This is a genomic window from Paenibacillus sp. J5C2022, assembly GCF_025567625.1.
GTDB lineage: Bacteria > Bacillota > Bacilli > Paenibacillales > Paenibacillaceae > Pristimantibacillus.
Genome location: NZ_JAOQJC010000014.1, coordinates 1 through 24,938 on the forward strand (window position 1 = coordinate 1; position 24,938 = coordinate 24,938).

Here is a 24,938-nt window from a genome sequence, read left to right on the forward strand (position 1 = left end):
TTATTTTTGCCCTTGTATCCCCGCAAGGGGGATTTCGGGCAAAGCGGACTTTCATCTGCCCCATTGAAATGGGGAGGATTCACGTCCGCTTTTCCTAAAGCCAATGATATATGTGCCGTGATCGGTAAACATAGGCTGATTCCAAGCCACTTTCGGCTCCAGATTCGGAAATTTCCCGGCTACCCAATCCAGAACCTCTTCCATACGCTCCCGATGATGGGGATGAGCAATCTTAGCCAAATATTCTGCAAAAGCCTTCATGTCGTTTTCTCCTTTTCAAACCGATTTGTTCAACCTAGCAGATCCACAACAGTTCTTCCTTTTGCTTTTCCTTGCAAGATGTCAGATAACGCTTTAGGCAGCTCATTTAACGATATTTCATTTTTTATTGCCTCTAATCCTTCAGGCTTCAAATCGGTCGCCATCCGCTTCCAAAGTGTTATTCTTAAATCTCTAGGACAATAAGCCGAATCTATTCCCAATAAATTGACGCCTCTAAGAATAAAGGGAAATACAGTTGTAGGTACTTCTACACCTCCGGTTAATCCACTTACAGCAACAGAACCTCCATATTTCATGTTGCTTAACACAGCAGCTAATGTCTTGCCGCCAACCGGGTCTATAGCGCCTGACCAGCGTTTCTTTCCAATGGGACGAATGTTTTCTGGTGCAACTTCTTCGCGCGATAGGACTTCATTTGCCCCCAATTTCTTTAAGTAGTCATATTCAGATGCTTTGCCTGTACTTGCTGTTACATGATAATTTCGTTCGGCAAGCATCGATACGGCCATACTCCCTACGCCGCCAGTTGCTCCCGTCACTAGCACAGGGCCTTTATCCGGAGTAAGCCCGTTTTTTTCTAATTGGTGAATGGAAAGCGCTGCTGTTAAGCCCGCAGTCCCCAAGATCATCGCCTCTTTTAAAGTCAAATGGTCTGGCAAAGGGATTATCCAGTCCCCTGGAACTCTTGCGTATTCACTGTATCCGCCATAATGAGAAACGCCTAATTCATAGCTTGTCACAATTACTTTATCCCCCGCCTTATAGCGAGAATCATTCGATGTCGTTACTATTCCTGCAAGGTCAATTCCCGGGACAAAAGGGTAGTTGTGAACAATATTCCCGTTTGGGATACTGGCTAATCCATCTTTATAATTTACGCTTGAGTAATGAACTCTTATCGTCACATCTCCATCTGACAGGTCGTCCAAAGATAACGATTCAATATTTATTGAAAACTCTTCCCCCGCCTTATTCACAACAAGAGCACTGAATTCCTTTGACATCCGAATCGTCCCCTTTCTGAATTTGTTATGCCTTTCTCTAATATTGTATATAAAACTTCGACCCTTGGCCGAATTCTCCTACTAGTGCGTAATTTCCTAAACAACGAAAAACCGGAAAACCCGTTTCTTATCGGGCTTCCGGCTTCAGCTTCGGACAGGATTACAGAATGACATGGTTACTCGCAAATGATTTCAACCACTCGCGCATGGTCCAGTCCGTTCGTAGCAGTGACCTCCAGACGGAGTATGTTCAGGTTTTTTAGCGTGATCGGCAAATGCACCATCCGTTGATAATTGTCCTTGATATGAGCGATCTCTCTTTTCCCTTGTTCGTCATGTACAACCAGTTTGAACTCCTTCAGCGTTTCGGCTTGCGGTCGCCCCCACTGCATTTGTTGTTGAATCGCGTCCAAGTGGCACAGCATGAGCAGGCGGTGAAGCCCGGTATCCAGTACGACTGTAATCCGGCTAACCGTTACCGGCTCTTCCCATTGCAGCTCCAGCCAAGGACTGGCGTCTCCTGGCTCCGACATCCAGCGATGCGTGCCGGCCGTGGTCAAGTCGGGACGCACTCCCTTCTCCCCATAAACAGCGCGAGTATGTCCATCCGCAACATTCCCGCATTTCCCTTGTTTTTGCTCGGACGATGCCGATATTCGGGCCAGTCTTGCGAGATTTCCCTCCAGCAAAAGTCCGGGCAAAAAAGCGCCCTGCCGCAGCAACTGCCGCTGAGCCTGCTTTACAACGCCGCGTTCGCGCCACGCCCGCTCCATCGGAAGCTTGTGCTTCACCGCCGTAGCCGCGAACGTGCCAAGCCCCTCTCCCATTAGCGCGCATGTCGCCATGACCCGGGTGCTGGAGAAAGCGATATGAGTAGCAGATAGATTGCGGCCGGCGAACATCAGATTCGAAATGTTTCGGCTAATCATCGAGCGCAGCGGAATGCCATACAGATAAGGCGTATACGGCTGATTGCACGGCTCCTCGTCTTTCGCATCGATGCCTTGGGGCGGATGGGTATCCATCGACCAGCCGCCGTAGGCGATTACATCGTCGAAATCGATGGCCTGTTGAATATCGTTTTGGCTCAGGACGTGCTGGCCGATAAATCTTCTGGACTCTCTTTTGCCCGGCACAAAACCGAACCAATCCAGCGCCCAATTGGCAGAATCGGGGTGATTGCCGCTGTTCTTGATATGATCCCATACCCCGAGCATGATCGCCAGCAGCTCATCTCGGATATGCTCGTTATCCCTGATCGTGTCCATCGTGCCGCCGAATTCCACCCACCAGTAGCCGAACTCCCAGGCGTCGTGGCTTCTGAACTTCAGATCCTCTTCCGTAAACTTGCGGGCCCATGCCGGCGCAGCAAACGGCATCGGGTGTCCCATATCCTTCGAGGTGAACAGCAAGGATGAGCCAAGACGATAGGCATCTCTGTTCAGATTGGCGCCGGATTCGTTATAGTCCGCAGCCGCTTCGCGGCCGTTCGTATAATCGGCACCCGCTTCAAATCCAAGCCTGCCGTCACCCGTACAATCCGCGAAAATTCCAGCCCGGATCGCAAAGCTCTCCTCCGTGCTTTCTCTTACCGCATAAACGGAGCGGATTCGAGAATTCTCGACATCGGCTGCGACGACCGTCGTGTTCAGCAGCAGCGTCAAGTTCGGCTCAGCTCGGCATTTCTCATATAAGATCAAGTCCAGCATGCTTGCGCTCCGTTGCGGATTTCTGACCGAACATTCCAGCACGATCTCTTCTATGATGCCGCTTTCCCTGCGCTCCGTCTCCAGCTCCTTGCCGATTGCGGATGCGCCGGATATATTCATGCGGATCTCCGACGAGGCATTTCCGCCGAGAACGGAACGGTCCTGGCATAGAATGACCCTTGCTCCGTTGCGCGCTGCAGCTATTGCAGCCGCTACTCCTGTCATGCCGCCGCCGGCGATCAATACGTCCGTAACCAACATTTCGGGATCAGTCTTCCTCATCATCCGTTGACTCCTCTTCATTCTATAAACTCTCGCTGTGCCTAGTAACGAATTAGAACTCCCATCGTCTCCGCGGGAGCATCAAGGCACAGCTGATAAGCCCGATCAATTTCAGCGAAATCGAAGCGATGGCGGATTAGCGGCTTCAAAGACATCCGTTTTTCGGACAGAAGCCGAATGAACTTGCCCACATTCCTTCCCTCTGTCCATCTGACATATCCGTCCGGGTAATCGAAGCCTGCCTGCTCATATTTCGCATCATAACGGCCAGGTCCGCCTGCCCGGCAAATCCTGATCTGGGCTTCCTTGACGAACAACGCATTGCGTGCAAAGGTCGTGTCGGGTATACCGACGATAACGATCTTGCCCCTGTCGCGCAGCCATTCTATTCCCTGATCGATCAGACCGTCGTCTTTACCTCCTCCGAACAGCATTACGCTATCCGCTCCGGCGCACTCTGTGTTACGCACTGCGCTTGTCACTTCCTCCACACGGTTGCAAGCGATCGCATTCGGCGCTAACGGCTCCAGCATATTGCATCGCATGGGCTGAATGTCGAAGCCGATTACACGATAAGCGGCCGCATTCGCTATTCGTGCGGCGATCTGGCCAAGAATGCCCAGACCGACGAGAACGGCCGTCTCCCCGAACTGCATCTCTGCTTGGTGCAACGCGTGAATGGCGATAGCGCCCAGTCCAGCGAAAGCCGCCTCTTCAGGGTCGACGCCGTCAGGTACGGGAGCGGCCAGAAATTTGGAAACCAGGCTATAGTCGGCATGCGAACCTTCTCCATAGCAAGCGACACGCTGGCCAATCTCCAGATGCTCCACGCCGGCTCCTTTCTCCACAATGATGCCGACTGCATTGTAGCCCAGTCTGATCCCATTCGATTTGCTTCGCAATGACTTCGTTTCCGTTCCGGTACTAATCACAGCATATTCCGTACGAATGAGTATTTGATGCTCACCGGGTGCAGGCCGCTCCCATTGCTCCACAACCGCTTTTCCCAATCGTGCGACTGTCACATTCACCTTGTTCAAGTTCCTTATCTCTCCTTGATTCAAGCCTTCCCTCCTTCACGCATCCGTTTCCGGTATTTCTGAGGAGGAAGCCCCGTATATTTTTTGAATAACGTGCCGAAATAGCGTTCATTCGCAATGCCAACCGCCTCTCCAAGCTGTACATTGTCGTATGCTCCGGTCTGCAACAGCTCGATCGCCTTATCAATGCGAGTGCGATTGATGTATTCGTTCAAGCCTTCCTTCATTTCTTTTTTGAACAGCAAGCTGAAATACGACGCATTCATGTTGACATGTCCGGCGATTTCGTTCAGGCTCAGCGCCTCAGCCAAGTGGCGGGCGATATACACTCTCGCTTTGTATATCTCGCTTCGTTCTTGCGAGCTTCGGGAAGCCGCAAGCTGCTCGCAGCAGACTCCAACCCATTCCAGAAACCGCTGAGCGGTGTTCATCATTGGAGCATTCGCCAATGCTGCCGGAACCGGTACGCCCCATTGCGCTGCCTTGATCTGAAGCATTTGATTGAATTCCTCTGCCTGTTCCTTTACGATGGAAGGCCGTATGCTTCGCTGCGCAAGCAGCCATCTCAGCTTGCTTAAGCAAGGCTCCCAATCGTCCGGAACAGCGAACGGGGAAAGCTTGTCCGCAGCGCCCCGCAGCGCCAATTGCAGATCCGCTTCCAGGACTCCTTCGTAGGAGAGACGCTGTGTAGGCATGACAACGCTTCCTGCGCCATAGTAATACGAATCTTCGATGCGGCTGTTCGCTTCCCGGCCGGCTCGCGCCAACGCCAGCCAACCGCTGACCTGCGCGCTAAAGCCGATTGTGGTCGCCTGCTTCAAATACGTTAGCAGATTGCTCTGAATCCGGCGGCCAAGCTGCTCATATGCATCGGAAAGGGATGCTGTGCACCGAAATGAAACAAACCCGATCAGAATACCGTCCTTGAGCCAGCTTGCAGATCCACTGCCGGTCTCAGCTATCGATTCCTCCACAATGTTCAGCACGGCAAACTGCAGATTGCGCCGATCGAACGTACTGTGTGCTTGCATTAGCCGATCGTACTCGTCAAGGCGAATGGTCATGCAGCAGTATCGCTGCGGATTGAAGCTCAGCTGCAGTTCCTCGCATCGTTCGGCCAGCCGCTCCGGCTGCAAGTCGCCGAGCACCATATCGGCGATCGCCCGCTGCCGCAAGGCGAACAAGTTCCCCTGAACGGTGCGGCTAAGCTTCTGCAGTGTAACTGCCTGAACCTCCGCCTGCTTCAGCTCTTGTGCCGCTTTTTGCAGCGCGCCCAAGAGCGCCGCCTCGTTCAACGGCACCTTGACGACGTAGTCCAGGACATTCGCAGCAATCGCTTGCTGTGCGAATCGAAAGTCCTGATACGCGCTCAACACGATGAACATCGTGTCCGGCAACTGCTCGCGCAGTTCGGCAATCATCTCGAGACCGTTCTTGCCCGGCATGACAATATCCGTGATGATGATGTCAGGCTTGATTCGTACAGCCAGTCCGATAGCTTCCTCCGATAAACAGGCGGAGCCTGCGAGCCGGAATGGCGAGTGCATCTGCTCGTCAAAAAACTTTTTTAGCATCTCGATAACAGGCGGCTCGTCATCTACAACCATACAAACGTATTCTCGCATGGTGCACCTCCAGTTCGTTAAGCGTTCTTCGGATGATAAGGAAGGGACAGCCGTACGATCGTACCCTTGTCGGGCGCACTGTCCAACTCAACGCCATACTCTGCACCGCATGTGAGCTTGATGCGCTGATCGATATTGAATAAGCCAATTCTCTTGCGGTATCCGGTAGTGGACTCTTCGGCATGGTCAAGCAGCTTCTCCAGTTTGTTCGGAGGTATGCCTACCCCGGTGTCCGCCACTTCGATAACAAGCTTTCCGCCTCTGATCGAAGCGACAATCCGGATCTCCCCCTCAATTTTCCCGCCGGCATAACCATGGAACAGGGCATTTTCAACGACAGGCTGTAAAATCATACGCAAAACCGGAGCGTCCGAGAGTTCCTCCGGAATCTGCTCCTGAAGCTCGAATACCCGATTATAGCGAATACCGGTAATAAACAAATATTCCTTTACATTGCGAATTTCATCGCGCAATAGCACCTTGTCCGAAATATCCGAGATGCCGTATTCGAAAATGGAAATGAGCGCCGCAATGATCAGGTCGACCTTTTCAGACTTGTCGAGCTTGACCGCAATGCTGATCGATCCTAGCGTATTGTATAGAAAATGCGGGTTGATCTGCGACTGCAGCACCTGGATTTCCAACATCCTCTTCATCGCTTCGCTCTTGTTCAGATCGGTAATCAGATGGCGGACTTGTTCCAGCATTGAATCGAAGTTGCTGGCCAGTTCCCCGAATTCGTCGCGGCGATTATTGGCGATCTGCACATTCAGGTCGCCTTGCTGAACGAGATTCATTTTACGGATCAAATAATACACAGGATTACGGATATATCGGGAGATAAGCAGAGAAACGATCAGACTGAGGATCAGCCCGAATCCGATAAGCGCCAAGTAGTAGCCGCGCAACTTATAAAATGACTGCTGCAGCCACTTCTCGCTTACAACCGTATTGACGACCCAATTGAATTTCTCCATTCGCTTCAGAATAATGAGCGAGGAAGTACCGTCCGACATGGTCGCGGGTATCGCTTGAAGCTGGCTGGATGCAACCTCTTGACTTGTCACGTTCCCGATGCGGAACGTCCGCTCGCCCATCCGTTCGAAGTCCGCTTCCGCGTTGGCGCCTGCCACAATTTCACCGCGCGCATCAACGATGGATACATGGAGGGCATCTTGCCTGCTCACCTGGAATAAACGCTCCTCCACTTCCCGCAAATTCATATCGAGCGCTGCGACGATCGGTCCGTCCGGCCACGGAATTTGCTGCAGCATCGTCACGGTCCAGCCGGAATATTGCGACAAGTACGGCTCGCTTACGATAGGCGTCCATCTGCTTGCAAGCGCGCGGTCGTACCAAATTTTTCGATCTAGCAGCGGGTCGTCGAACACCCTTGACAACACCGTACTCCCAACGATAGACAAATCAGGCTTGATCAAATAAATATCGTGAGTATAACTCCCATTCACAGAATACAAATTGGAGAGCTCCCGGCGGGCTACATCGAAGTCCCCGTTCCAAGTTTCTGCGGAGTAATAAATACCGTGCAGCACATTTTGCATCAACAGAAAATACAAATCCAGATTTTGCTCGATCTTGCCCAGCAGCTGCTGGGCATGCGCGATTTCCCGCTCTTCCATCTGACGCTGCGTCCATTGATAGGACAATGCGCCTATCAAGGCGACACTGCCGGTCAGGAAGACGAGACAAAGCAGAAACAGCTTGGCAGATATTCTCCTCCACATGCGCGTCCCTCCCTGTTTCCCATTGACTCGTCCTTTCTTCCACGGTGTCAGCCGTTTCTCCTGCCGGACGGTACGGTTACCCTATCACGCCTTGCTCTTTCAACTGTTCCGTAACGATGTCGAGATAACCCTTCAAGTTAAACTTCGTCTCCAGAGTCTTCACATAGTCGTCCCACTTGTCCAGCGGCTCCTTGCCAGTAATAAATTTCAGCAGCATTTCATTGACGTATTTGATGCGGTCCGCATACAGCGTATCACCCGGATCAGGAACGAGGTACGGCGTCACATTGTTATCCTTTAAATACTTGTTGTTCAATTCCAGATATTCGGCCGTCTTCGGATTTTTGTAAGAGAAGTAGACAGCATCGTCTCCACGCCGCGGAAATTTATAATGATCCAGGAAGCTGTATTTTTTCGCCGTATCGGGATCAAGCCTCACTTTTTCCGCTTTTCCGTCCACTATTCGCCAGTTGATGTCCTGAATGCCGTAAGCGAAAGTTTTGTAGTCTTCCTCATCCGTAAACAGGTACTGAAGCAGATTGACGATACGCTGCGCCTTCTCCGGATCGTCCGCCGACTTCTTGGAAATCGCCCAGGAGTTACCCTGAAATGCGCGGTAAGTCAATATTTGATCTCCGTGCGGTCCCTTCATCGGAGGAATGATGATCCAATCCGGGATGACGCCGTTCTCGTCCGCCATCGCATTTGTCGGATTGTCCATCGCCCTCCAGTTGTATACGACAATCCCTTCCTTCGTCCGGTTCATTTTATCCTTAAGCAGTTTATTTTCAGTAACCGTCTTCCAATCGGGATCGATCACCTTCTCGCTTACCATTTGGTTCAGATAGGCAATGCCTTCCTTCATGCGCGGGTCCGTATTGTAGTAGACGACCTTATTATCGACCACGTCAAAGCCGTGCGGCGTCACCCCGAACATCCAGAGGAGTGTATCCAGTCCGAAATCGTTCAGCATCCCGTCTTTGGTAACGCCCCCTATGAAGCCGTACGTATCGTCCTTCCCGTTGCCGTCCGGATCGCGGAATGTGAACGCTTTCATTACATCCATTAATTGCTCCGGCGTCGTCGGTACATCAAGCTGCAACTTTTTCAGCCAGTTGTCCTGTATCCATATGCCGTTCGGACCGGAGATGAGATCGTAACCGGGAATGCCGACCGTTTTTCCGCCGTATTTCATTTGATCCCAGCTTGTCTGCGGGAAGCGATTCATAAGATCCGGCGCCTTATCGAGATAAGCATCCAGATCAGCCAGCAGACCGTCTTGGTAATACTTGATCATATCTTTGCGGTCGCTGAAAAAAATAAGATCCGGAACGTCCCCTGAAGCAATCATTGTATTTAATTTTTGCAGGGGCTGGTCTGGCGCTACCGTCATCTCCAGGTTGATGTTCATCTTCTTCTCGATCAGCTGGCGAATCGGATCATCTTGCTTCGGCGGAATTGGCGAGGTCGGATTAAAGCTTGCCTGATTGAACATCTTGATCGTAATCGTCTGTTCAGTCGTGTCGTTCCCGTTTTCTACCCCTTCGGCAGACGGCTTCTCGGAATTGGAACAGCCCGCCATGACAAGCCCGCCAAGCAACAGGGCGCTTAACAAGCCGCTTAATGGACGTTGAAGTGATTTCATACAATTGCCCCCTTCGTTTATCTTATCAAATTATCCTTTGATAGAGCCAAGCAATACGCCTTTCGTGAAATGCTTCTGAACGAATGGATAGACGATCAGAATCGGCAGTGTGGCAACGATGACCGCCGCCATCTGGACAGAGAAAGCGTTCATCTGCTCAAGCAGCTCGGGCGAATATTCCGTTATCGCTCTGGTCCCGATCAGGATGTTGCGCAACACCACCTGCAGCGGGTAATTCGCCGGATTGCCAATATACAGGATCGCATCGAAATAACTGTTCCAGTGCGAGACCGCGTAAAACAGTCCCAGCGTAGCAATGATAGGCTTGGAGAGCGGCAGCACGATGCGGACCAATAGCGTCAGCTCTCCCGCTCCGTCGATTCGCGCCGACTCTTCGATGCCATCCGGCAGCTGCTCGAAAAAGCCTTTCATAATGACAAGCAGAAAAACGCTGATCAAGCCTGGCACCATTAACGACCATACCGAGTTGAGCAAGCCCAGCTCTTTCACAAGTATATACAGCGGGATCATGCCGCCGCTGAACAGCATTGTAAACAGGACGTACAGCAATATCAGGTTGCGGCCGGGCAGCATTTTTTTGGCCAGCGGGTAGGCCGTTACAGTTGTAAACAGCAAGTTAAACGCCGTTCCGACGATCGTCACGAACAATGTAATCCGGTACGCTTGCGTGATCGTGCCACTGCTCCATATATCCTGGTATGCCTTGAATGTGACCTTCTCCGGAATGAGAATAATGCTCGTCTGGGCGATCTCATCCGCTGTCGCAATTGACATGCAGAACACGTAAACGAACGGGAACAAGCAGCAGAGGGCCAAGACCGCCAAAGCGGTATAGATAATGGTTTGAACGATGTTCTCCACGATTGCCCGTTTTCTCATTTCCTATTTCTCGACCTCCGTCACCATATTTGTCCGTCCCATTTTTTGGCCACCTTGTTGGCAGTCAGCACCAGGATGAATCCGATTACCGCTTTGAACATGCCAACGGCTGTAGCCACTCCGAACCGCATTTCCTGAAGACCGACACGGTACACCCAGGTATCGATAATGTCCGATTTCTCCTGGTTGAATATATTCGACATCATAAACACTTGATCGAATCCGACATCCAGGATGTGGCTGAGCTTCAGGATCAGCATCAGAATGACAACACTGCGGATACCGGGCAGCGTTACATGCCACAACTGGCGTCTTCTGCCCGCTCCGTCGATAATTGCCGCCTCATATAAGCTTGGATCGATGTTGGCCAGTGCGGCCAAGTATAGAATCGCTCCCCAGCCTGCATCTTTCCATATATCAGTCGATACAAGCAAGGTCCGAATCCATTCCGGCGCGGTTAGAAAAGGAACGGCTTCGAAGCCGAACAGCTTCAGCAATACATTAAGCAAGCCTTCATTCGGGGCAAGGAATGCCATCAATATGCCATATACAATAACCCAGGATAAAAAATGCGGCAAGTACGTTAATGTCTGGACAATCCTTTTGAACCAGTTGACGCGCACCTCGTTCAACAATAAAGCCAGAATAATCGGTGCAGGGAAGCCGAACAGCAATTTGTAGAGAGATATGAGAATCGTATTACGCATAATGGGCCAAAAATAGCTCCCTTGAAAGAAACGCTCGAAATTGGCGAAGCCGTTCCAGGGACTGTCCCAGATGCCGGTCACGACGTTGTACTCCTTGAAGGCAAGCATGATGCCTGCCATCGGCACGTATTTGAACAGCGTAATGTAAGCCAGTCCCGGTAGCAGCAGCAAGTACATCGCCCGATAGTAATACATTTTCTTTAACAAGTTGCGTCCTGTGCTAACCAATTCGTTTAGAATCCTCCTTTCCTTTTTTAGTATGAACATCATGGATAACGCCTTCCCCATTGTTGCGTTCAATCCGCCGACATGGCCATTCTAGCATGAGAGTTTATGTCGAAAGCTCCAATCTCTTTTGCGATTCCTTCAAATCGTTTGGATGTAAATCGGTGTTGAACAAGATCAAAAAAAAGTGTAGTAACCCCCAAATAATTGCGCCATTCTGCCTCATAGCAGCATGATATCCTAGATAGAAATTCATTAAGAGGGGTGTTAACTGGCATGTACGGATTGAAATGGATTCAGCGCTTGCGCCAGGATTTGCGCGAGGGGAATACAGTCTCTATTGTTGCTTATGGGGATAGCTGGACATTCGGAAGTGTGGCGGAGGGCTGGCATGAAGCGAGAGCAAGATTGGACGCGACCTTGATTCATGGTTCCTGGGCGTCTCAATTAGGAGAGGAGCTGTTGCAGAACAACGCTAACCTCTCTTTTTTCAATGAAGGGGTTCGCGGCCGGACTGCGCTGAAGGGGCATGATGCCTTTGCCGACATGATGGATCGATGCAAGCCAGCTTACATCGTGTTGAACTTCGGCATCAACGATTGGAAGGGAGATGTGTCCATTGCCGATTATACAGCTGCGATGGAACGTATGATCAAGCAGGCACTAGCTGCAGATTGCGGAGTTGTCTTGTGGACGAGCGGTCCGCTCTCTACTTGCACAGGTCGAACGTATGGCTGGGACCAGCCTGTAGAAGATCACGCGTTTCCCCATCGTTTCGAGGAATTCAATGCGGTCTTGCACAGCTTGGCCGCCCAATTCGATTTGCCCCTAGCCGACGCGGCTGCTGGCATCGAGAAGCTGTGGGAAGATGGGAGCGACCTGTCGGGCTGGTTTTTTGACGCCTTTCATTTCAAGCAGGAAGGGCATGACTTTATCTATCGCAGTTTGAGCAGCCTGCTGTTGCACGAGAACTGACGATGACAAGTTCCAAAAATTTTATAGTAACCTCCAAATATATTATTATTTCGCCTCATTGTTGCATGATATCCTAGACAGGAAATTCAATTTCAATGAGGAAGGCGGAATGAAAATGGTTTTGGGCAACCGGTTTGCCGCAATACGCGTTTGTACTCACAGGTTTTGGCTGCATCTATCCGTCGGAATACTTGCCGTGGTCGTCTTTTTTTTAATTTGTTCTACGAAAGCGCTTGCATCGCCTCCGTCCGGCGATTACATGCTTGTACCGGAGGTGGGCGACGAGTTCAACGATTCCAGCGTTGACATGGCCAAATGGAATTACCGGTTGGGCAACAGATACTTCTCCACCAATCGAAGCGAAAACGTAACGACCGTCGAAGATCCCGAGCAACCGGCTAACCGCTTGCTAAGCATTCAGTTCAAAAAGGAAGATCCCGCTTCCAACGATGGATATCCTTACTCCAGCGGAGGCATCTACAGCAAAGCGCTGCTCGGCTTCGGCTATTACGAAATCCGCGCCAAGCTATGGGCGGACGGTCCCGGTCTGCACATGTCCTTCTGGAATTATGGGACGAACTACAGCGCCTCGCTGCCGATCAGAAACTCTGTCAATGAAATTGATATGTTCGAGATCGATTCTCACGATCCGACGAGACTGGCGACGAATTTACATTACTATGCACCCGCGTTGTACGATCCTCCCGGCCATGGTCAGAGCGTCACCGTGAGCGACCCGTCCGACTCCTACCACATTTACGGCTTCGAATGGCTGCCGGATAAAGTCATTTGGTATGTCGACGGGGTTGCCGTCCGCACGGCGGCCTATGCCGGTCCACTCGGCATGCAAAATTTGTGGCTAACGGCGCAGCAGTCCTCGGGAGACCCCAACGAGGTTGACGACAGCGTCCTTCCGGGGAGTATGCTGGTAGACTACTTCCGCTATTATCAGACATCCGATTCGCCTGTCCTGCAAGCTCCGTTACAATCGATCATCCTCAATAACGGTTCGACAGGCTACACCGAATCAGCGGACGACTGGAGCAGTCTGGACAATGTGGCATTCGGCTATGAAGATCGGAGCATCCGTTACACCGCCAATACGGATGCATGGGCAAGATGGACGCCCGATCTGCCGGCCACCGGCCAGTATGACGTCTACTTCTGGAACCCCAGCTACTATGAAGAGCCACTCCCTGAAGCGCAAATTACCGTCTCTCACAATGGGACAACCGATCTGATCACAGTAGATCAGTCTACTGCCGGGCAGAACTGGGTGCATCTGGGCACATTCGACTTCTTGGCCGGTACCGGTCATTATGTTCAGGCGTCCAAACCCGGTTCCGGCAGCGGTGTGTTAAGAGTCGACAGCGTAATGTTCGTCCCTGTAACTTCGCTTGTCGACGACGAAGATCCAGTGAGGTTCACCGAAGAGAGCGGCGTCTGGAACGAAACCTATACACCGTCGGGCTGGAACGATTCCGCAAGCAGTCGCTCCGCCTCCCCCGGAGCCGCCGCAACATGGAAGCCCGATCCGGCAGCCAGCGGACCGCATGATCTGTACGTGTGGCTTCCGATCGATTCGGGCAACACAACGGCAGCAGAGTATACAATCTCGCATAATGGCGTAATCGATTCTGTATACCGGGACCAATCGCAAGGCACCAGCCGGTGGACAAAGCTTGGAACGTATTTCTTCGCATCCGGCTCCACCGACTTCATTACTGTGGAGAATTCCTCAGGGACAGGCAATTTGGCCGCCGATGCGATTAAGCTGATTCCGGCCGCAGCTGTCGACTCGACACCTCCTTCAGCACCGTCCGGAATCACCGTGACCCCGTCGTCGGATGAATCGGCAGGCAACCACAAGCTTTCCGTAACATGGAACCCGAATACCGAGACCGACGTGGCAGGCTACAACTTTTATATTAGCGGCACACGAATCAATAGCAATGTTCTAAAGTCGACGCAATACCGCCTTGAGCAGCTGCTTGCCGGAACAGCCTACACGATAGGCGTATCGGCCATTGACAACTCCGGCAATGAATCGGAAGTCACTACCGTCGCCGCTTCCACCCTGACGGACAGCACTGCGCCCGCTATTCCTGTCGGTACGCTTACGGCGGTTCCCGGCGCCAGCGAATCCATATTTTTGAAGGTGACGCCTTCTACCGCGAACAAAGAGCTCGACTTTGCCGGTTACTACTACTATGCCAACGGAATAAAGCTGAATCCCACGCCACGATCCGGTTCCTATACCGCTAGCGGCTTGACGAATGGAACCTCCTATCTCTTTACGGTATCGGGTGTTGATCGTTCGGGCAATGAAACATCGCTTAGCGAGATGTCGGCGGAAGCAAGACCGGTCGAGCAAACGATCGTTGAATACGGTTCGCTGCAGTTCCGAGATATTGCCTATGGCGGAGGCGTATGGAACCGATCGTCGGTAACTCCGTTCAGCGCCAGGACTGCGGCTTCCAATACAACCGGTTCCTGGTTTGAATGGCATCCGTCATTGTCCGATCGTACGTATGAAGTGTTCGCCTATGTACCGTACCATACGACAGGCACAGCTTCCGCGAGCTACACCGTTTATTCCGCAGAAGCAACCCCTCGTACGCTGACCATAAGCCAGCAAGGAACGGAATCCCGCTGGGTATCGCTTGGCCAATATACGTTCACGGGAACTGCCACAGATAAGGTGAGGCTGGAGAACGCTGCGGCAAGCGGATATCTTCGGGCCAATGCCGTCAAATTCGTCCCGCTCGAAATTGACTTCGGAGATTGGCGTTATACGGAGCCTGCCGGCGTGTGGACATCTTCTTCCAACGTGATGGGCTGGGACGGCACAGGCTCACGATTTACGAATACGCCGGGCGCTTCTGCACAATGGCAACCGGAGCTAACGGAGGGCGTCTACGATATATATGCCTGGATTCCTAACCACAGCAATTCAACGACGCAAGCGCGATATACGATTACGCATAATGGCAAGACAGACACCGTCATCAAAGATCAGACAACAGGCGGCAATCAATGGGTGCCCATCGGCACCTACGACTTCGCTTCCGGCACAGACGGACACGTGAAGCTGGACAATGCTCTGACGACAGGTTACTTGCGGTCCGATGCACTTCGCTTCCTGTTCAAGGGGCCTCTGACCGTCACCGTCGATAACGACGATGCCGACTATGCAGAGAGCGGAACGTGGTCAGCCAGCGGCCTGAAGGGGTACAACGACTCTTCGACGCGCTATTCCGGTTCTTCCGCTTCTTACGCGCGCTGGTCGCCCGATCTCCCCTTAGCCGGCACATACACCGTCTTGTTCTACAACGTGGTTCATGCCTATAACGACCCGAATGCGCAAGTAACCGTATCCCATTCCGGCGGTACTTCCTCCATAACCGTAGATCAAGTATCCGGCAATGCGGGTTGGGTCAATCTAGGCAGCTACACATTCGATCCTTCGGAAGATCCCTATGTGCAGCTGACCAATACCGGAGACGGATATGTCAGATCCGATGCCATTCAGTTCGTTCTCCAATAATGCACGTTCGCATGCGCAAGAGACCATCAGCTTTCACGGCGACGGTCTCTTCCTTGTTGTGATGTCTATGCAGCCGGAACATTTTTTTATTCGAACCTTTCGGTCAGCAGCGTCACGCATCCCGAGTTCATAAGCTCAATCGTCGCATTTGCATGCTCCCCGTCACGACAGATCGCAATGGGTCCCTCTTCCGTTCGGGCTTCTACTATTTTCTTGCAAGAATTAATCGTCACACGGGTCGGCCTGTGAACAGCGGCTTCGAATTGCATTCGGTCGTCCGCCATGCGAATGGCGGCAATCGTTATCTCATTGCTTTCCGGCACAATAAGCAGCTCGGGTGCGGAGTAAACGATTCGCATTCCGCAGCTTTCCACAGCAATTAGCGTCTCCATCGTCGTGTTGGCAACGATCGCTTGATGAGCCACCGCATAATCCGTGTTCAGCACATAGACGACGTGCTGGTCGGTCTTTACAGGATAAACCGCATAACGGACACTGTCGCTTGCCGTCACTTGAATTCGCGCATGCCGAACTTCATCGGCGACAACTGCACGCAGAATGATTTCAGTCAGCTTCCGCACGGTTGGAGCGCCGGGGAAATCCCAGGATGTAATCAAAGCGGCCAGTCCGTCGCCATAACGATGCTCCAATAACAGAGGAGGGCTGTCTTCAGGCCACCCCCTGAATCGGTCGGATAGACGGGCTATGACATCTGCTCCCATTAGTTCGACTGATGCGCATTCCACCGGACCTTCTGCACCGAGCGGATCACCAATCCCATTGCCGATAACGGGATAGGCATACCCCTTGTGATGGCTTTCCCGCACAAATTTAATGCCCCAGTTGCGTTTACGGTCGGCGCCGTGTACACGGCAACCGAATAAATCGGACACGTCGCCATCTCTAAATAAAGCGGGGGCATCTCCCCGTGCCGAATTCGTATTGAGATGTGGGACTGCCATGAACAGCTTGCCCCCCTCGTATACATATCTCTTGAGCTTGTCGTACATGTCCTCGTCCATCGTATTCCATCCCAGGAAGATCAATACCTGGTATTCTTTCATAATGGAAAGCGGCGCTTCAATCGGAACGAGATCGTATTGCCCGTATGACGCACTCGTGGTCGCATCCGTAGTAAATACGGTGGGATCTTGCCATTCCCTCCGGCGTCTCATGTGCCCGATCAGCTCCCAGCTTCGCTCGGCTGCACCGTAATGCCAATCCTCTCCGGCGGAGAACTGGTTCCATACGGTAGCGCCTCCCCACCATCCCGTCCACCCGTCATCGGCTCCCTGTACAAAGCCGATCGTCGTTATTGGATTCCCTTCCGGACGAGCATGATAGCGTGTAAAGCTGGAAAATTGGTTCCAAGATGCTCTATACGCTTGTGCCTGCCAGCTTTCCGGCTCGTAATGTTCACCATAGGAATAAATGCCGAAATGGCCACTTTCGGGATAGATCAGGCTGGCGCCGGCCAAAAACGACTGGTAATAGGCCAGCTTGAGACGTTTGTATTTCAAGGGATCATCATTCTTATATCCTCCGTACCATTCGTGGGCAATATGGCTTCCCCATCCGCTTTTCCTATATGCCCGGGAAGCTCCCCGCAACGCGGCAAACAATAATTCCGGATCGGATGCCATCGCTTCCGCAATGCCGAAATTCACACCTCCTTCGAAGAGGTAGCGATACAGCACCGTTGCATCGACAGCCCAGGTTGCGGGAACACCGTTCCGTTCGTTCAAGGCAACTTGCCGGCCCACATGGCGAACCAATCCCCGACTCGCCGACCTCATGTCAGCGACTTGTTCGGGAGCAAGCAGGCCGGGAGAAGTAAAATTCCCTTCCTGCCAAGCGGCTATTCCCCCCCATTCACCAACCATATCGCCAAGGAATAAGGAGCCCGCAATCGCTTTCAACTCATTCACAATATCGGAGGTTAGCTGACTTTCCTTCCCCGCCCCCATTTTGTCCTGACTGTATAGAAAGGCAAAACTGATGTTATGCTTGGCAAAATACTGCACCCACTCCGTCCAAACATGGCGGGGTACCGTTCTCTTATTAAGGAAAATAACAATAAAATCGATGTGGCCCTCATGGAAATACCTCTCCAACAATGCGATATATTGCTCACAGCTTGCTTCATGCTCACCGATTTCGATTCCGGTCAGTACTGTTCGGACGAATGGACTGTCACTTGCACTCATAGGCTCACCTTCCCGAATGGATCTCGTCTGCCTAATATTGTAACGTGCTGTGTCGTCCGGCACTTTCAATTTTTTTGGCTTTTCCTTCAAAAAATTAGCTTCTACCTCATCCCGTGCAAAAATCGAGCATAATCAGAGTCCAAAACTACTTTATCCGAATGACTACCTTTCCTTTGGCCCTTCCGCTTTCCAGGTAATGAAATGCTTGTTCAGCATCTTTCAAATGATACACACTATCTATAACGGGCTTAATGCGACCCTCTTCTATCCATTCCTGTATAACCTTCAATTGCGCTCCGCTCGGTTTCATAAATAGGAAGTGATATCTCGTTTGGCTTTTCTTCTCTAGAGCTTTGATTTTACGGCTCACGATGGACAAAATGGTTGTTTTCATCCAGCCCAATTTTGCTTCCTTTCCAAAACTGGCGTTTGGCAAGCCGGAGATGGATACGATTTGCCCGCCTGGTTTTAGTACGCGAAATGACTTTTCCAAGGCTTCTCCGCCTAATGTATCAAACACAGCATCATATCCGGTAAGCATTTCTTCAAAATTCTCTTTTTTATAATTAATCATTAGATCAGCCCCCAACGATTTGACCAATTCATAGCCTTTATCGCTTGCTGTTGTAGCAACAAAAGCGCCCATCAGCTTGGCCATCTGGATGGCAAAGGTTCCTACGCCACCCGAACCTGCGTGAATCAATATTTTTTGACCTTTTTGAAGGTTTAATATATCGACAAAAGCTTGGTAAGTCGTAAGCCCCACCAGCGGTATCGATGCGGCCTCCTCAAAAGTCAGATTCTGCGGTTTCAGCCAAATATCTTCCTCATGAACAGCAATAAATTCGGCTAATGTTCCGATTCGGTCTTTGCGGGGTCTCCCGTATACTTCATCTCCGGGTTTAAATGTTTTCACCTGATCGCCAACCTTGACTACAACTCCGGAGAAATCATTTCCCAAGATTAGAGGAAACCTGTAATGCAAGAGGAATTTCATTTTTCCTTCCTTAATTTTAAAGTCTATAGGATTTAAGCTGGCTGCATAAATTTTTACTAGCACATCATGCTCTCCGATATCAGGCATTGGTTGTTCTGTCATGATTAATGGAACCTTTTCCCCGTATTTCTCAATGATCATAGCCTTCATCTAAAATCACCTCATATATAGTTATTCGTTTAAACTAATGAACCAAATAGACATAAATAAGTTTCTCTACATGATTCCCATTTATTCGACCGGTAGTCACTGAGGCCCATTGCATTTGTCTTCAATAACAGTAATGAAAGATTTGAGTTGCTCAAGCGGTTTGCGAACAGTCAATACATATATGTTTTCTACGCCTTTTTTGTCGGATTTAATATATCCGGACTGTTTCAACACCTTCAAATGATGGGAGACGGCCGGTCTAGACAAATTGATATGGCCCGAAATCGCATTAACATTAAGTCCCGATTTGTTCTGCGCCAGCAGCATAATAATCGCCTGACGGTTTTCATCGGTCAACACTTCCAATAGGGGGATGCATTCTTTAAATTGTTGCAGAACATGCTCGTCTTGCTGGCTCATACGACCCGCCCTTTCCGTTCGTTAGTTTAATCATTTAAACATAATTATAGTCATTTCATTCGTAAATGCAAGTGCAAGGTTGAGTATTTCTGGAACAGCGACAGCTTAGGACGAGAAAATTAAGTCCTGGACTGTCGCTGTGTGTTACATTGACTTGACTTCACGTTCACGTTAACGATCAAATCATGTCGTTGATTTCTTGCCAATCAAAACTTTAAAAGCCATAGTGACTTGTTTCAGATTCATCTGTAAAACTTTTTCTATCCGCTCCTTGGAAGCTCCCCAGGATAATGGCGTCATACCAAGCAATGGTTCAACTAAGGTTTTATGCAGGTTTACTTGATATCGAATGCTTTCAACCTCTAATAACTTGAAATGTTCGTTGAAGTGGCTAGTTGTATGGAAGTTTGAATAGACCTGTTTATGTGACCCCTCGTAAAAGATTTCTCTTAGTTCTTTTAAATAATCCTGATCAGGGACGACTTTTATCACCAAACCATTGTCACTAATCAACCTCTGGAATTCCGAATAATTGGCCGGTGAAAGAATGCTTAAGATGAATTGGAATTGCTGGCCAGCGAATGGACAGTTTGCAATATCCGCTACACACCAGATTGCATTAGAATATCCAGCTGCAGCAATACTAATTCCCTCTTTCGAAATATCTATGCCTACAGCCAATGTGTTGTGTTTCTTCTGATTTATTTCTAACTGTATGTTATTTAAGTGGTACCCTTCTCCACAGCCTGCATCCAGTATGCTTATACATTCATTGCTTGCTTGTTGATTCCATATCATTTGACTTACCGCGACATGCAAGGGATTATATAAGCCAGCATTGTTGATTAATCTTCTGGACTGGAAGATTTTTTTATCATATTTACTACTGCCGCCGCCTCGGGATAGCAGGTTAACATATCCATGCTTTGCGATATCAAAACAGTGCTGATCGCTGCAAATCAAACTTTGGTAATTGATTACATAGTTAAAATCTCCCTCACATATTACATTTAAGCAATTTGTATCTTAACATGTTTAATACATTTCATGCAATTCTACTTTGATTGCTGTTCATTCACTAGCCATAGGACTTCTTCAAACCTTGAATTTTGAATCATTCTCACCGTTTGTTGACTCCTTCTTTAAAGTAAAACCTTCAAGTGCTTCAATAACATATTTCAAATAAAATCCCAGTATATAAAGGAAGAATGACGGAAAAGCGAAATATTGCATGAATGTTATATGATAATAGCAGAAGCAATCTAGGAGGGATAAATATGGAGAAGAACATAGAGCTTACGGATGAATCCGAATTAAAGGTTGGTTTAGTTGGGAATCCCGACTCTCCAACAATCATGCTTCCAGTTGCTAAAGAATCTGTATATGGACAAGAAGCTGAAAACTTAAAAATGTGGGGAGTAGACCCCGAATTAGGAAAACATTTTATTGAGGGACTCGTAGACAAGTTTCAGATTCTATATTTCGACTACGAAGGACACCGTATGCAAAATCCAGACCCCGAGAATCTCACACCTGAAAATATAGTAAAAGATTTGTTAACAATTGCTGATGAAATGAACGTTAAGAAGTTTAGCTATTATGGATACTCTTGGTTAGCTTTAGTTGGATTACAATTAGCCCTTCGGACAGATAGATTAGAATGCTTAATCATGGGTGGTTTTCCGCCAATAGATGGTCCGTATAAAGAAATGATGGTGGTAACAAATAAAACATACGAACAATCCTTGTATAATCAAAATTCTCCTGTAATTAACGAGCATGATCATATTCATCCAGAAAAGGTTGATTGGGATAACATACAGGTAAAGATCGACACGAATCAAACTAAACAATTTGTTACCATGTACAAATCTTTGATGGGATTTGATGATCGAGAAATTCAGCATAAATTAGTTATTCCAAGATTGGCGTTTGCTGGGGAAAAAGACACTATTGTTTATGGAGAAAACTTTGGCAGTGTGACAGTAGATATTATCGGTATACTTCAAAAAAATAAACAAGAGCTAGAACACCTTGGATGGGATATAGAGATCATAAAGGGAAATGATATGGAACACACCAAAGCAATGCAGCCTGTAACGGTACTATCATCGATAAAGCACTGGTTGATTGAAAATTTGAATGTCACTCGTTAATACAGTAGATGTTTAAAGTGGAAGCAAGCGAACTGAGCATCAGAAATAGAGGTACAGCCTTCTCAATAATGTTAAGGGCTGTACCTCTTTTTAGATCAAATTAACTTTTTCAGTGGCCTCATTGACGGCGACGCTGGTAAGAACAATCCTGATTGCCGCACCCTTAGATCAATGAAAGGATTCAAATTATGGACTGTTCACAACCATAACATCGTCAAAGTAGTAGGCGCCGATCGGCGTTTCACCCGAGGCGAACAGAATGGCTCCCACATTGGACGTCCCTATTTCCAACGCTAAATCGTCCGCTTTAAGAATACCGTCGATATACAGATCATATTTATCTGTCACTGTATCGATAAGAAGCAACAAATCGTACCATTGATTGACATTATAGCTCATAAGCTGTCCCCATGCCGTACCGTTATTCGCATAAATACCTCCACCAACATTAAAACCGACTTGCAGAAGCTCGACGCCGTCCCCATTGTTGACAATCAATGACTTCCAGTTCGTCTTATCCGTTATATTTATCTTCGCCCTGACGGTAACGATGCCGCCCACCGGTATGAAGGCGCGCGAGCTGACAATGGCTCCGCTTCCCGTCTTGTTTACCTTAACGCTCTTATTGGTTAAGCTTGGCATATTCTCAACTGTAATACCGGGGCTGCCGGTCCAGCCGAGAGGTGCCGCGCCTGCGCTTTGATCATCGAATGTTTCGACAAGAAGCGGCGGCACAACTGTTACCTTCACATTGTCAAAGTAATACGTTCCAGTCGGTGTTTCGCCTGAGCCAAATCGGATGAAGCCGATATCGTCACCCGGCGTCTCTAGCCGCCAGTTATTCGCAATGCGAACGCCGTCGACGTATAGATCATAACGACCCGATACGGTATTCATGACAACGCGTACGTCATACCATTGATTAACGTTGTAACTCATCAAGGGCGACCAGCTCGAACCGTCGTTCGCGAAAATGTGCCCCCCGCTGTCAAACCCTACCTGAAGCAGTTCCGCTCCAGCTGAATCGCTTACAATCATCGATTTCCAGTTCGTTTTATCCGCGATATTCATGCTGGCTTCCACCGTAACAATGCCGCGTGATGCTTGTATCGCCCGGGATGCGACAATATCACCGCTTCCGGTCTTACTCACTCGAACGCTTTTGTTGAACACGCTAGGCATATTCTTAACTGTGAACCCTGGACTGCTGGTCCAACCTATCGGCGCCGTCTCTGCCATCTGCTCGTCGAAGCGATCATCCAAAATCGCATCGGACGGAGAAAATTCGATTCCAGACACACTACCCTCGAAGCGCATATTGCCCGACAAGGCATTGGTCACGAACGCCCCGGCTCTCTTATAATCGTTAAATCTGATATCGTTGACAGACGCGCTTGTAGTTCCCTTGATCAAGGACTGCATTTCCCCCGATCCGTAATAATCGACATTCTCCAAAGCGACATCCTGTATGCCCGCCCCATCGCCTTCACCAGGAAAGCGTTCGTCGATCCTAAACTGGAAGATCATTGAATGGGCAGGGTCCCTGAACTGTTCTATACGGATATCCTCGAAATGGATATGTCTGATCTCGTTCCCGCCGTTTGGCCACAGCTTGAGAACGCCGTTGAACTTGTTCAAATCGTAGACGCCCTGCTGAGCGAGTACATCGAGATTATTGACTGTAATGTTCGTAATATCCGCATTGGCGGCGGTTCCGAGTCCGATAAGCACGATATGCGCGTCATCGCCCCACAAGACGCTGTTGCGGAAAATATTATGCGAACCGGCAGCGTAATGGTACATGACCAAATTATCGTCGTTTGACCGAATGAAGACACCTTCCACCAGACCATAACTGCTGCCGCTAAAATGAATGCCGTCCGCATTGATCATATTGCCGAAAATATTAACGTTCCGGACGACCGGTCTGGTTGAAAAATTCATCACGATCGTCCACATCGGAGCATTCATCACCGTAATGCCCTCAACCTTATTGTCTGTTCCGCTGACGATCCAGATCGCCCCTGCGCGGCTTTCCGCCAGCGTGGCCGGATAATGCGTCAACTCGGCGGCATCTACTATGCCTCGTCCGGTTATAGAGATGTTGCTGAGGCCGTCAGCCATAAACGAACCTTTCACAACAGAGCCAGCTTCGAGATACACCTTGTAATTGTCCTCAGACAGGAAGAAGGATTCGCCCGCATGCCAGTTCCCATATTCCGAGCTCGATCTCCATGTCGTATTGAGATTGCCGTCCACAATCCGTTCGTAGCCGGGCAACGCTCCGGCGATCGCGTTGTTCAAAGCCAGGTTCATGGTGCCGCCGCTCGTGTACAGTTCCAGCTCATTGACAAACGCGCTCAGAAAATCGCGACCGGAACCGTTATTGCCTGTCAACATCAGTCGCACATAACGCGCGTTTGTCGCTGCAAACGTCTGATCAACCGTTCCTGCCTCCATATTCCCCCTGCCATCGTAAGCGGTTTCATAATTATCCCCCTCATGCTCCTTTGTCTCAAGAACAAATGAAGGCGGATATACCGTCGATGTCGCTCCTGCTCCCTTTCCCGGATGCAGGACAAGCCTGTTCAACGAATAAACGGAACCTAAATCCAGCTCAACCCACATTCCTCTTGGGAGTTGATGCACGCCGGGCTTGAAATAGTAGGTGTCCTTGCCATCCGGCAGTCGCAACGGAATTTCATCGTTCGGCTCAATGACATAGACATTGGAAGCTATTTCCTGAACGGCATTCGTCTCGATCGGATTGGTCACCAGATGCAGCACTTCTTCTTCCCAGTCGTCGTTGATTCGCAAGACCAGCTTGCGCGGCGAAGCCTCGTTCTGGGTCATGGAGAATAGCAGCGTATTGCCTGATTGGACAGCTGTGATGCCGTACGAAGTCGGCCGAAGGTCATAAGCGGCAAGTGCGCCGCCAGCATAGGTCACCTTCACGTCGACCGTGCCATTAAAGTCGAAACTCACCATCGAGGACGGCGCCTGCGATCCGTCCTGATGACCAACCTTGACATTGTAAACGAACAGATCATTCCAGGCCGTTTCCCCCGCAGCGCGAACCTGAACCTCAAATGTAGCGTTGGCGGCCGTTCCTGCGGGCGGCTCCCAAATCGACAACTCATTGCTCGCAGCCGAAACCCGATCATTATACGAGCCGCCTATTGTCAGACCTGCGGCCAAGCAAAGCGAAGAAATCAAAATCTTGAACCAACTCATCGCTATCCCATCCCCTCATCCGATTCACGAACAGGAGGCATGTTTAACCATGCCCCCGTAATCCATTCTCGAGCCAATAGCAGCGTCT

The 24,938-nt window shown here is 49.8% G+C and carries 16 protein-coding genes and 2 pseudogenes; 3 read left to right on the top strand and 15 right to left on the bottom strand.

All coding sequences use genetic code 11. The features are described 5' to 3' along the window. Positions 1–96: 96 nt before the first annotated feature. The 9 genes and pseudogenes from M6D81_RS13215 to M6D81_RS13255 form a co-directional block, all read right to left on the bottom strand. Positions 97–261 (bottom strand): annotated as a pseudogene (locus M6D81_RS13215) (iron chaperone); the annotation flags it as partial. Positions 262–290: 29 nt separating this feature from the next. Continuing rightward, entirely contained in the window at positions 291–1,286 is a 996-nt protein-coding gene (locus M6D81_RS13220) for an NADPH:quinone oxidoreductase family protein (protein WP_262677378.1), read from the bottom strand. A 176-nt stretch (positions 1,287–1,462) separates the two neighbouring features. Continuing rightward, on the bottom strand, positions 1,463–3,280 hold the full coding sequence (locus M6D81_RS13225) for an FAD-dependent oxidoreductase (protein ID WP_262677379.1): 1,818 nt from the start codon (positions 3,278–3,280) through the stop codon (positions 1,463–1,465). Positions 3,281–3,318: 38 nt separating this feature from the next. Beyond that, positions 3,319–4,341 (bottom strand): zinc-dependent alcohol dehydrogenase, encoded by a 1,023-nt coding sequence (locus M6D81_RS13230; RefSeq protein ID WP_262677380.1) that lies wholly within the window; start codon positions 4,339–4,341, stop codon positions 3,319–3,321. Continuing rightward, on the bottom strand, positions 4,338–5,942 hold the full coding sequence (locus tag M6D81_RS13235; RefSeq protein ID WP_262677381.1) for a response regulator transcription factor: 1,605 nt from the start codon (positions 5,940–5,942) through the stop codon (positions 4,338–4,340). Before M6D81_RS13235 ends, M6D81_RS13230 begins: the two co-directional genes overlap by 4 nt. 17 nt (positions 5,943–5,959) lie before the next feature. Beyond that, positions 5,960–7,687 (bottom strand): sensor histidine kinase, encoded by a 1,728-nt coding sequence (locus tag M6D81_RS13240; protein WP_262677382.1) that lies wholly within the window; start codon positions 7,685–7,687, stop codon positions 5,960–5,962. Positions 7,688–7,763: 76 nt separating this feature from the next. Further along, positions 7,764–9,332 carry an extracellular solute-binding protein gene (locus tag M6D81_RS13245; protein WP_262677383.1) on the bottom strand — a complete coding sequence of 523 codons (1,569 nt, stop codon included), beginning with the start codon at positions 9,330–9,332 and terminating at the stop codon, positions 7,764–7,766. A gap of 30 nt (positions 9,333–9,362) precedes the next feature. Then, on the bottom strand, positions 9,363–10,232 hold the full coding sequence (locus M6D81_RS13250; RefSeq protein ID WP_262677384.1) for a carbohydrate ABC transporter permease: 870 nt from the start codon (positions 10,230–10,232) through the stop codon (positions 9,363–9,365). 20 nt (positions 10,233–10,252) lie between these two features. Next, positions 10,253–11,167 carry an ABC transporter permease gene (locus M6D81_RS13255; RefSeq protein WP_317259122.1) on the bottom strand — a complete coding sequence of 305 codons (915 nt, stop codon included), beginning with the start codon at positions 11,165–11,167 and terminating at the stop codon, positions 10,253–10,255. Positions 11,168–11,440: 273 nt separating this feature from the next. On the opposite strand from M6D81_RS13255, the gene M6D81_RS13260 reads away from it, so the two are divergent. Continuing rightward, the gene (locus M6D81_RS13260) at positions 11,441–12,139 is read left to right on the top strand and encodes an SGNH/GDSL hydrolase family protein (protein ID WP_262677385.1); all 699 of its coding nucleotides are present in this window, start codon (positions 11,441–11,443) and stop codon (positions 12,137–12,139) included. A 109-nt stretch (positions 12,140–12,248) separates the two neighbouring features. Further along, the gene (locus M6D81_RS13265; RefSeq protein WP_262677386.1) at positions 12,249–15,686 is read left to right on the top strand and encodes a golvesin C-terminal-like domain-containing protein; all 3,438 of its coding nucleotides are present in this window, start codon (positions 12,249–12,251) and stop codon (positions 15,684–15,686) included. Positions 15,687–15,772: 86 nt separating this feature from the next. Here the strand turns inward: M6D81_RS13265 and M6D81_RS13270 are convergent, their stop codons facing one another. From M6D81_RS13270 to M6D81_RS31825, 5 genes and pseudogenes are all read right to left on the bottom strand, one after another. Continuing rightward, the gene (locus M6D81_RS13270) at positions 15,773–17,893 is read right to left on the bottom strand and encodes a motility-associated ABC transporter substrate-binding family protein (protein WP_262677387.1); all 2,121 of its coding nucleotides are present in this window, start codon (positions 17,891–17,893) and stop codon (positions 15,773–15,775) included. 145 nt (positions 17,894–18,038) lie between these two features. After that, positions 18,039–19,040 (bottom strand): NADP-dependent oxidoreductase, encoded by a 1,002-nt coding sequence (locus M6D81_RS13275; protein WP_262677388.1) that lies wholly within the window; start codon positions 19,038–19,040, stop codon positions 18,039–18,041. Between the two features lie 96 nt (positions 19,041–19,136). Then, positions 19,137–19,460 carry an ArsR/SmtB family transcription factor gene (locus M6D81_RS13280; protein WP_262677389.1) on the bottom strand — a complete coding sequence of 108 codons (324 nt, stop codon included), beginning with the start codon at positions 19,458–19,460 and terminating at the stop codon, positions 19,137–19,139. Between the two features lie 183 nt (positions 19,461–19,643). After that, positions 19,644–20,258: a methyltransferase domain-containing protein gene (locus M6D81_RS13285; protein WP_262677390.1), complete on the bottom strand. Its 615-nt coding sequence runs from the start codon at positions 20,256–20,258 to the stop codon at positions 19,644–19,646. A gap of 111 nt (positions 20,259–20,369) precedes the next feature. Next, positions 20,370–20,465 (bottom strand): annotated as a pseudogene (locus tag M6D81_RS31825) (putative RNA methyltransferase); the annotation flags it as partial. 272 nt (positions 20,466–20,737) lie between these two features. On the opposite strand from M6D81_RS31825, the gene M6D81_RS13290 reads away from it, so the two are divergent. Beyond that, complete coding sequence (locus M6D81_RS13290) at positions 20,738–21,616, top strand: alpha/beta fold hydrolase (RefSeq protein ID WP_262677391.1); 879 nt, start codon at positions 20,738–20,740, stop codon at positions 21,614–21,616. Between the two features lie 186 nt (positions 21,617–21,802). Here M6D81_RS13290 and M6D81_RS13295 read toward each other — a convergent pair whose 3' ends face one another. Then, complete coding sequence (locus M6D81_RS13295) at positions 21,803–24,850, bottom strand: discoidin domain-containing protein (protein ID WP_262677392.1); 3,048 nt, start codon at positions 24,848–24,850, stop codon at positions 21,803–21,805. Between the last annotated feature and the right edge of the window lie 88 nt (positions 24,851–24,938).

Coding starts and splice junctions, on each gene's coding strand:
- M6D81_RS13220 (WP_262677378.1), bottom strand. CDS start 1,286: ATGTCAAAGGAATTCAGTGCTCTTGTTGTGAATAAGGCGGGGGAAGAG.
- M6D81_RS13225 (WP_262677379.1), bottom strand. CDS start 3,280: ATGATGAGGAAGACTGATCCCGAAATGTTGGTTACGGACGTATTGATC.
- M6D81_RS13235 (WP_262677381.1), bottom strand. CDS start 5,942: ATGCGAGAATACGTTTGTATGGTTGTAGATGACGAGCCGCCTGTTATC.
- M6D81_RS13240 (WP_262677382.1), bottom strand. CDS start 7,687: ATGTGGAGGAGAATATCTGCCAAGCTGTTTCTGCTTTGTCTCGTCTTC.
- M6D81_RS13245 (WP_262677383.1), bottom strand. CDS start 9,332: ATGAAATCACTTCAACGTCCATTAAGCGGCTTGTTAAGCGCCCTGTTG.
- M6D81_RS13250 (WP_262677384.1), bottom strand. CDS start 10,232: ATGAGAAAACGGGCAATCGTGGAGAACATCGTTCAAACCATTATCTAT.
- M6D81_RS13260 (WP_262677385.1), top strand. CDS start 11,441: ATGTACGGATTGAAATGGATTCAGCGCTTGCGCCAGGATTTGCGCGAG.
- M6D81_RS13265 (WP_262677386.1), top strand. CDS start 12,249: ATGAAAATGGTTTTGGGCAACCGGTTTGCCGCAATACGCGTTTGTACT.
- M6D81_RS13270 (WP_262677387.1), bottom strand. CDS start 17,893: ATGAGTGCAAGTGACAGTCCATTCGTCCGAACAGTACTGACCGGAATC.
- M6D81_RS13275 (WP_262677388.1), bottom strand. CDS start 19,040: ATGAAGGCTATGATCATTGAGAAATACGGGGAAAAGGTTCCATTAATC.
- M6D81_RS13280 (WP_262677389.1), bottom strand. CDS start 19,460: ATGAGCCAGCAAGACGAGCATGTTCTGCAACAATTTAAAGAATGCATC.
- M6D81_RS13285 (WP_262677390.1), bottom strand. CDS start 20,258: ATGATATGGAATCAACAAGCAAGCAATGAATGTATAAGCATACTGGAT.
- M6D81_RS13290 (WP_262677391.1), top strand. CDS start 20,738: ATGGAGAAGAACATAGAGCTTACGGATGAATCCGAATTAAAGGTTGGT.
- M6D81_RS13295 (WP_262677392.1), bottom strand. CDS start 24,850: ATGAGTTGGTTCAAGATTTTGATTTCTTCGCTTTGCTTGGCCGCAGGT.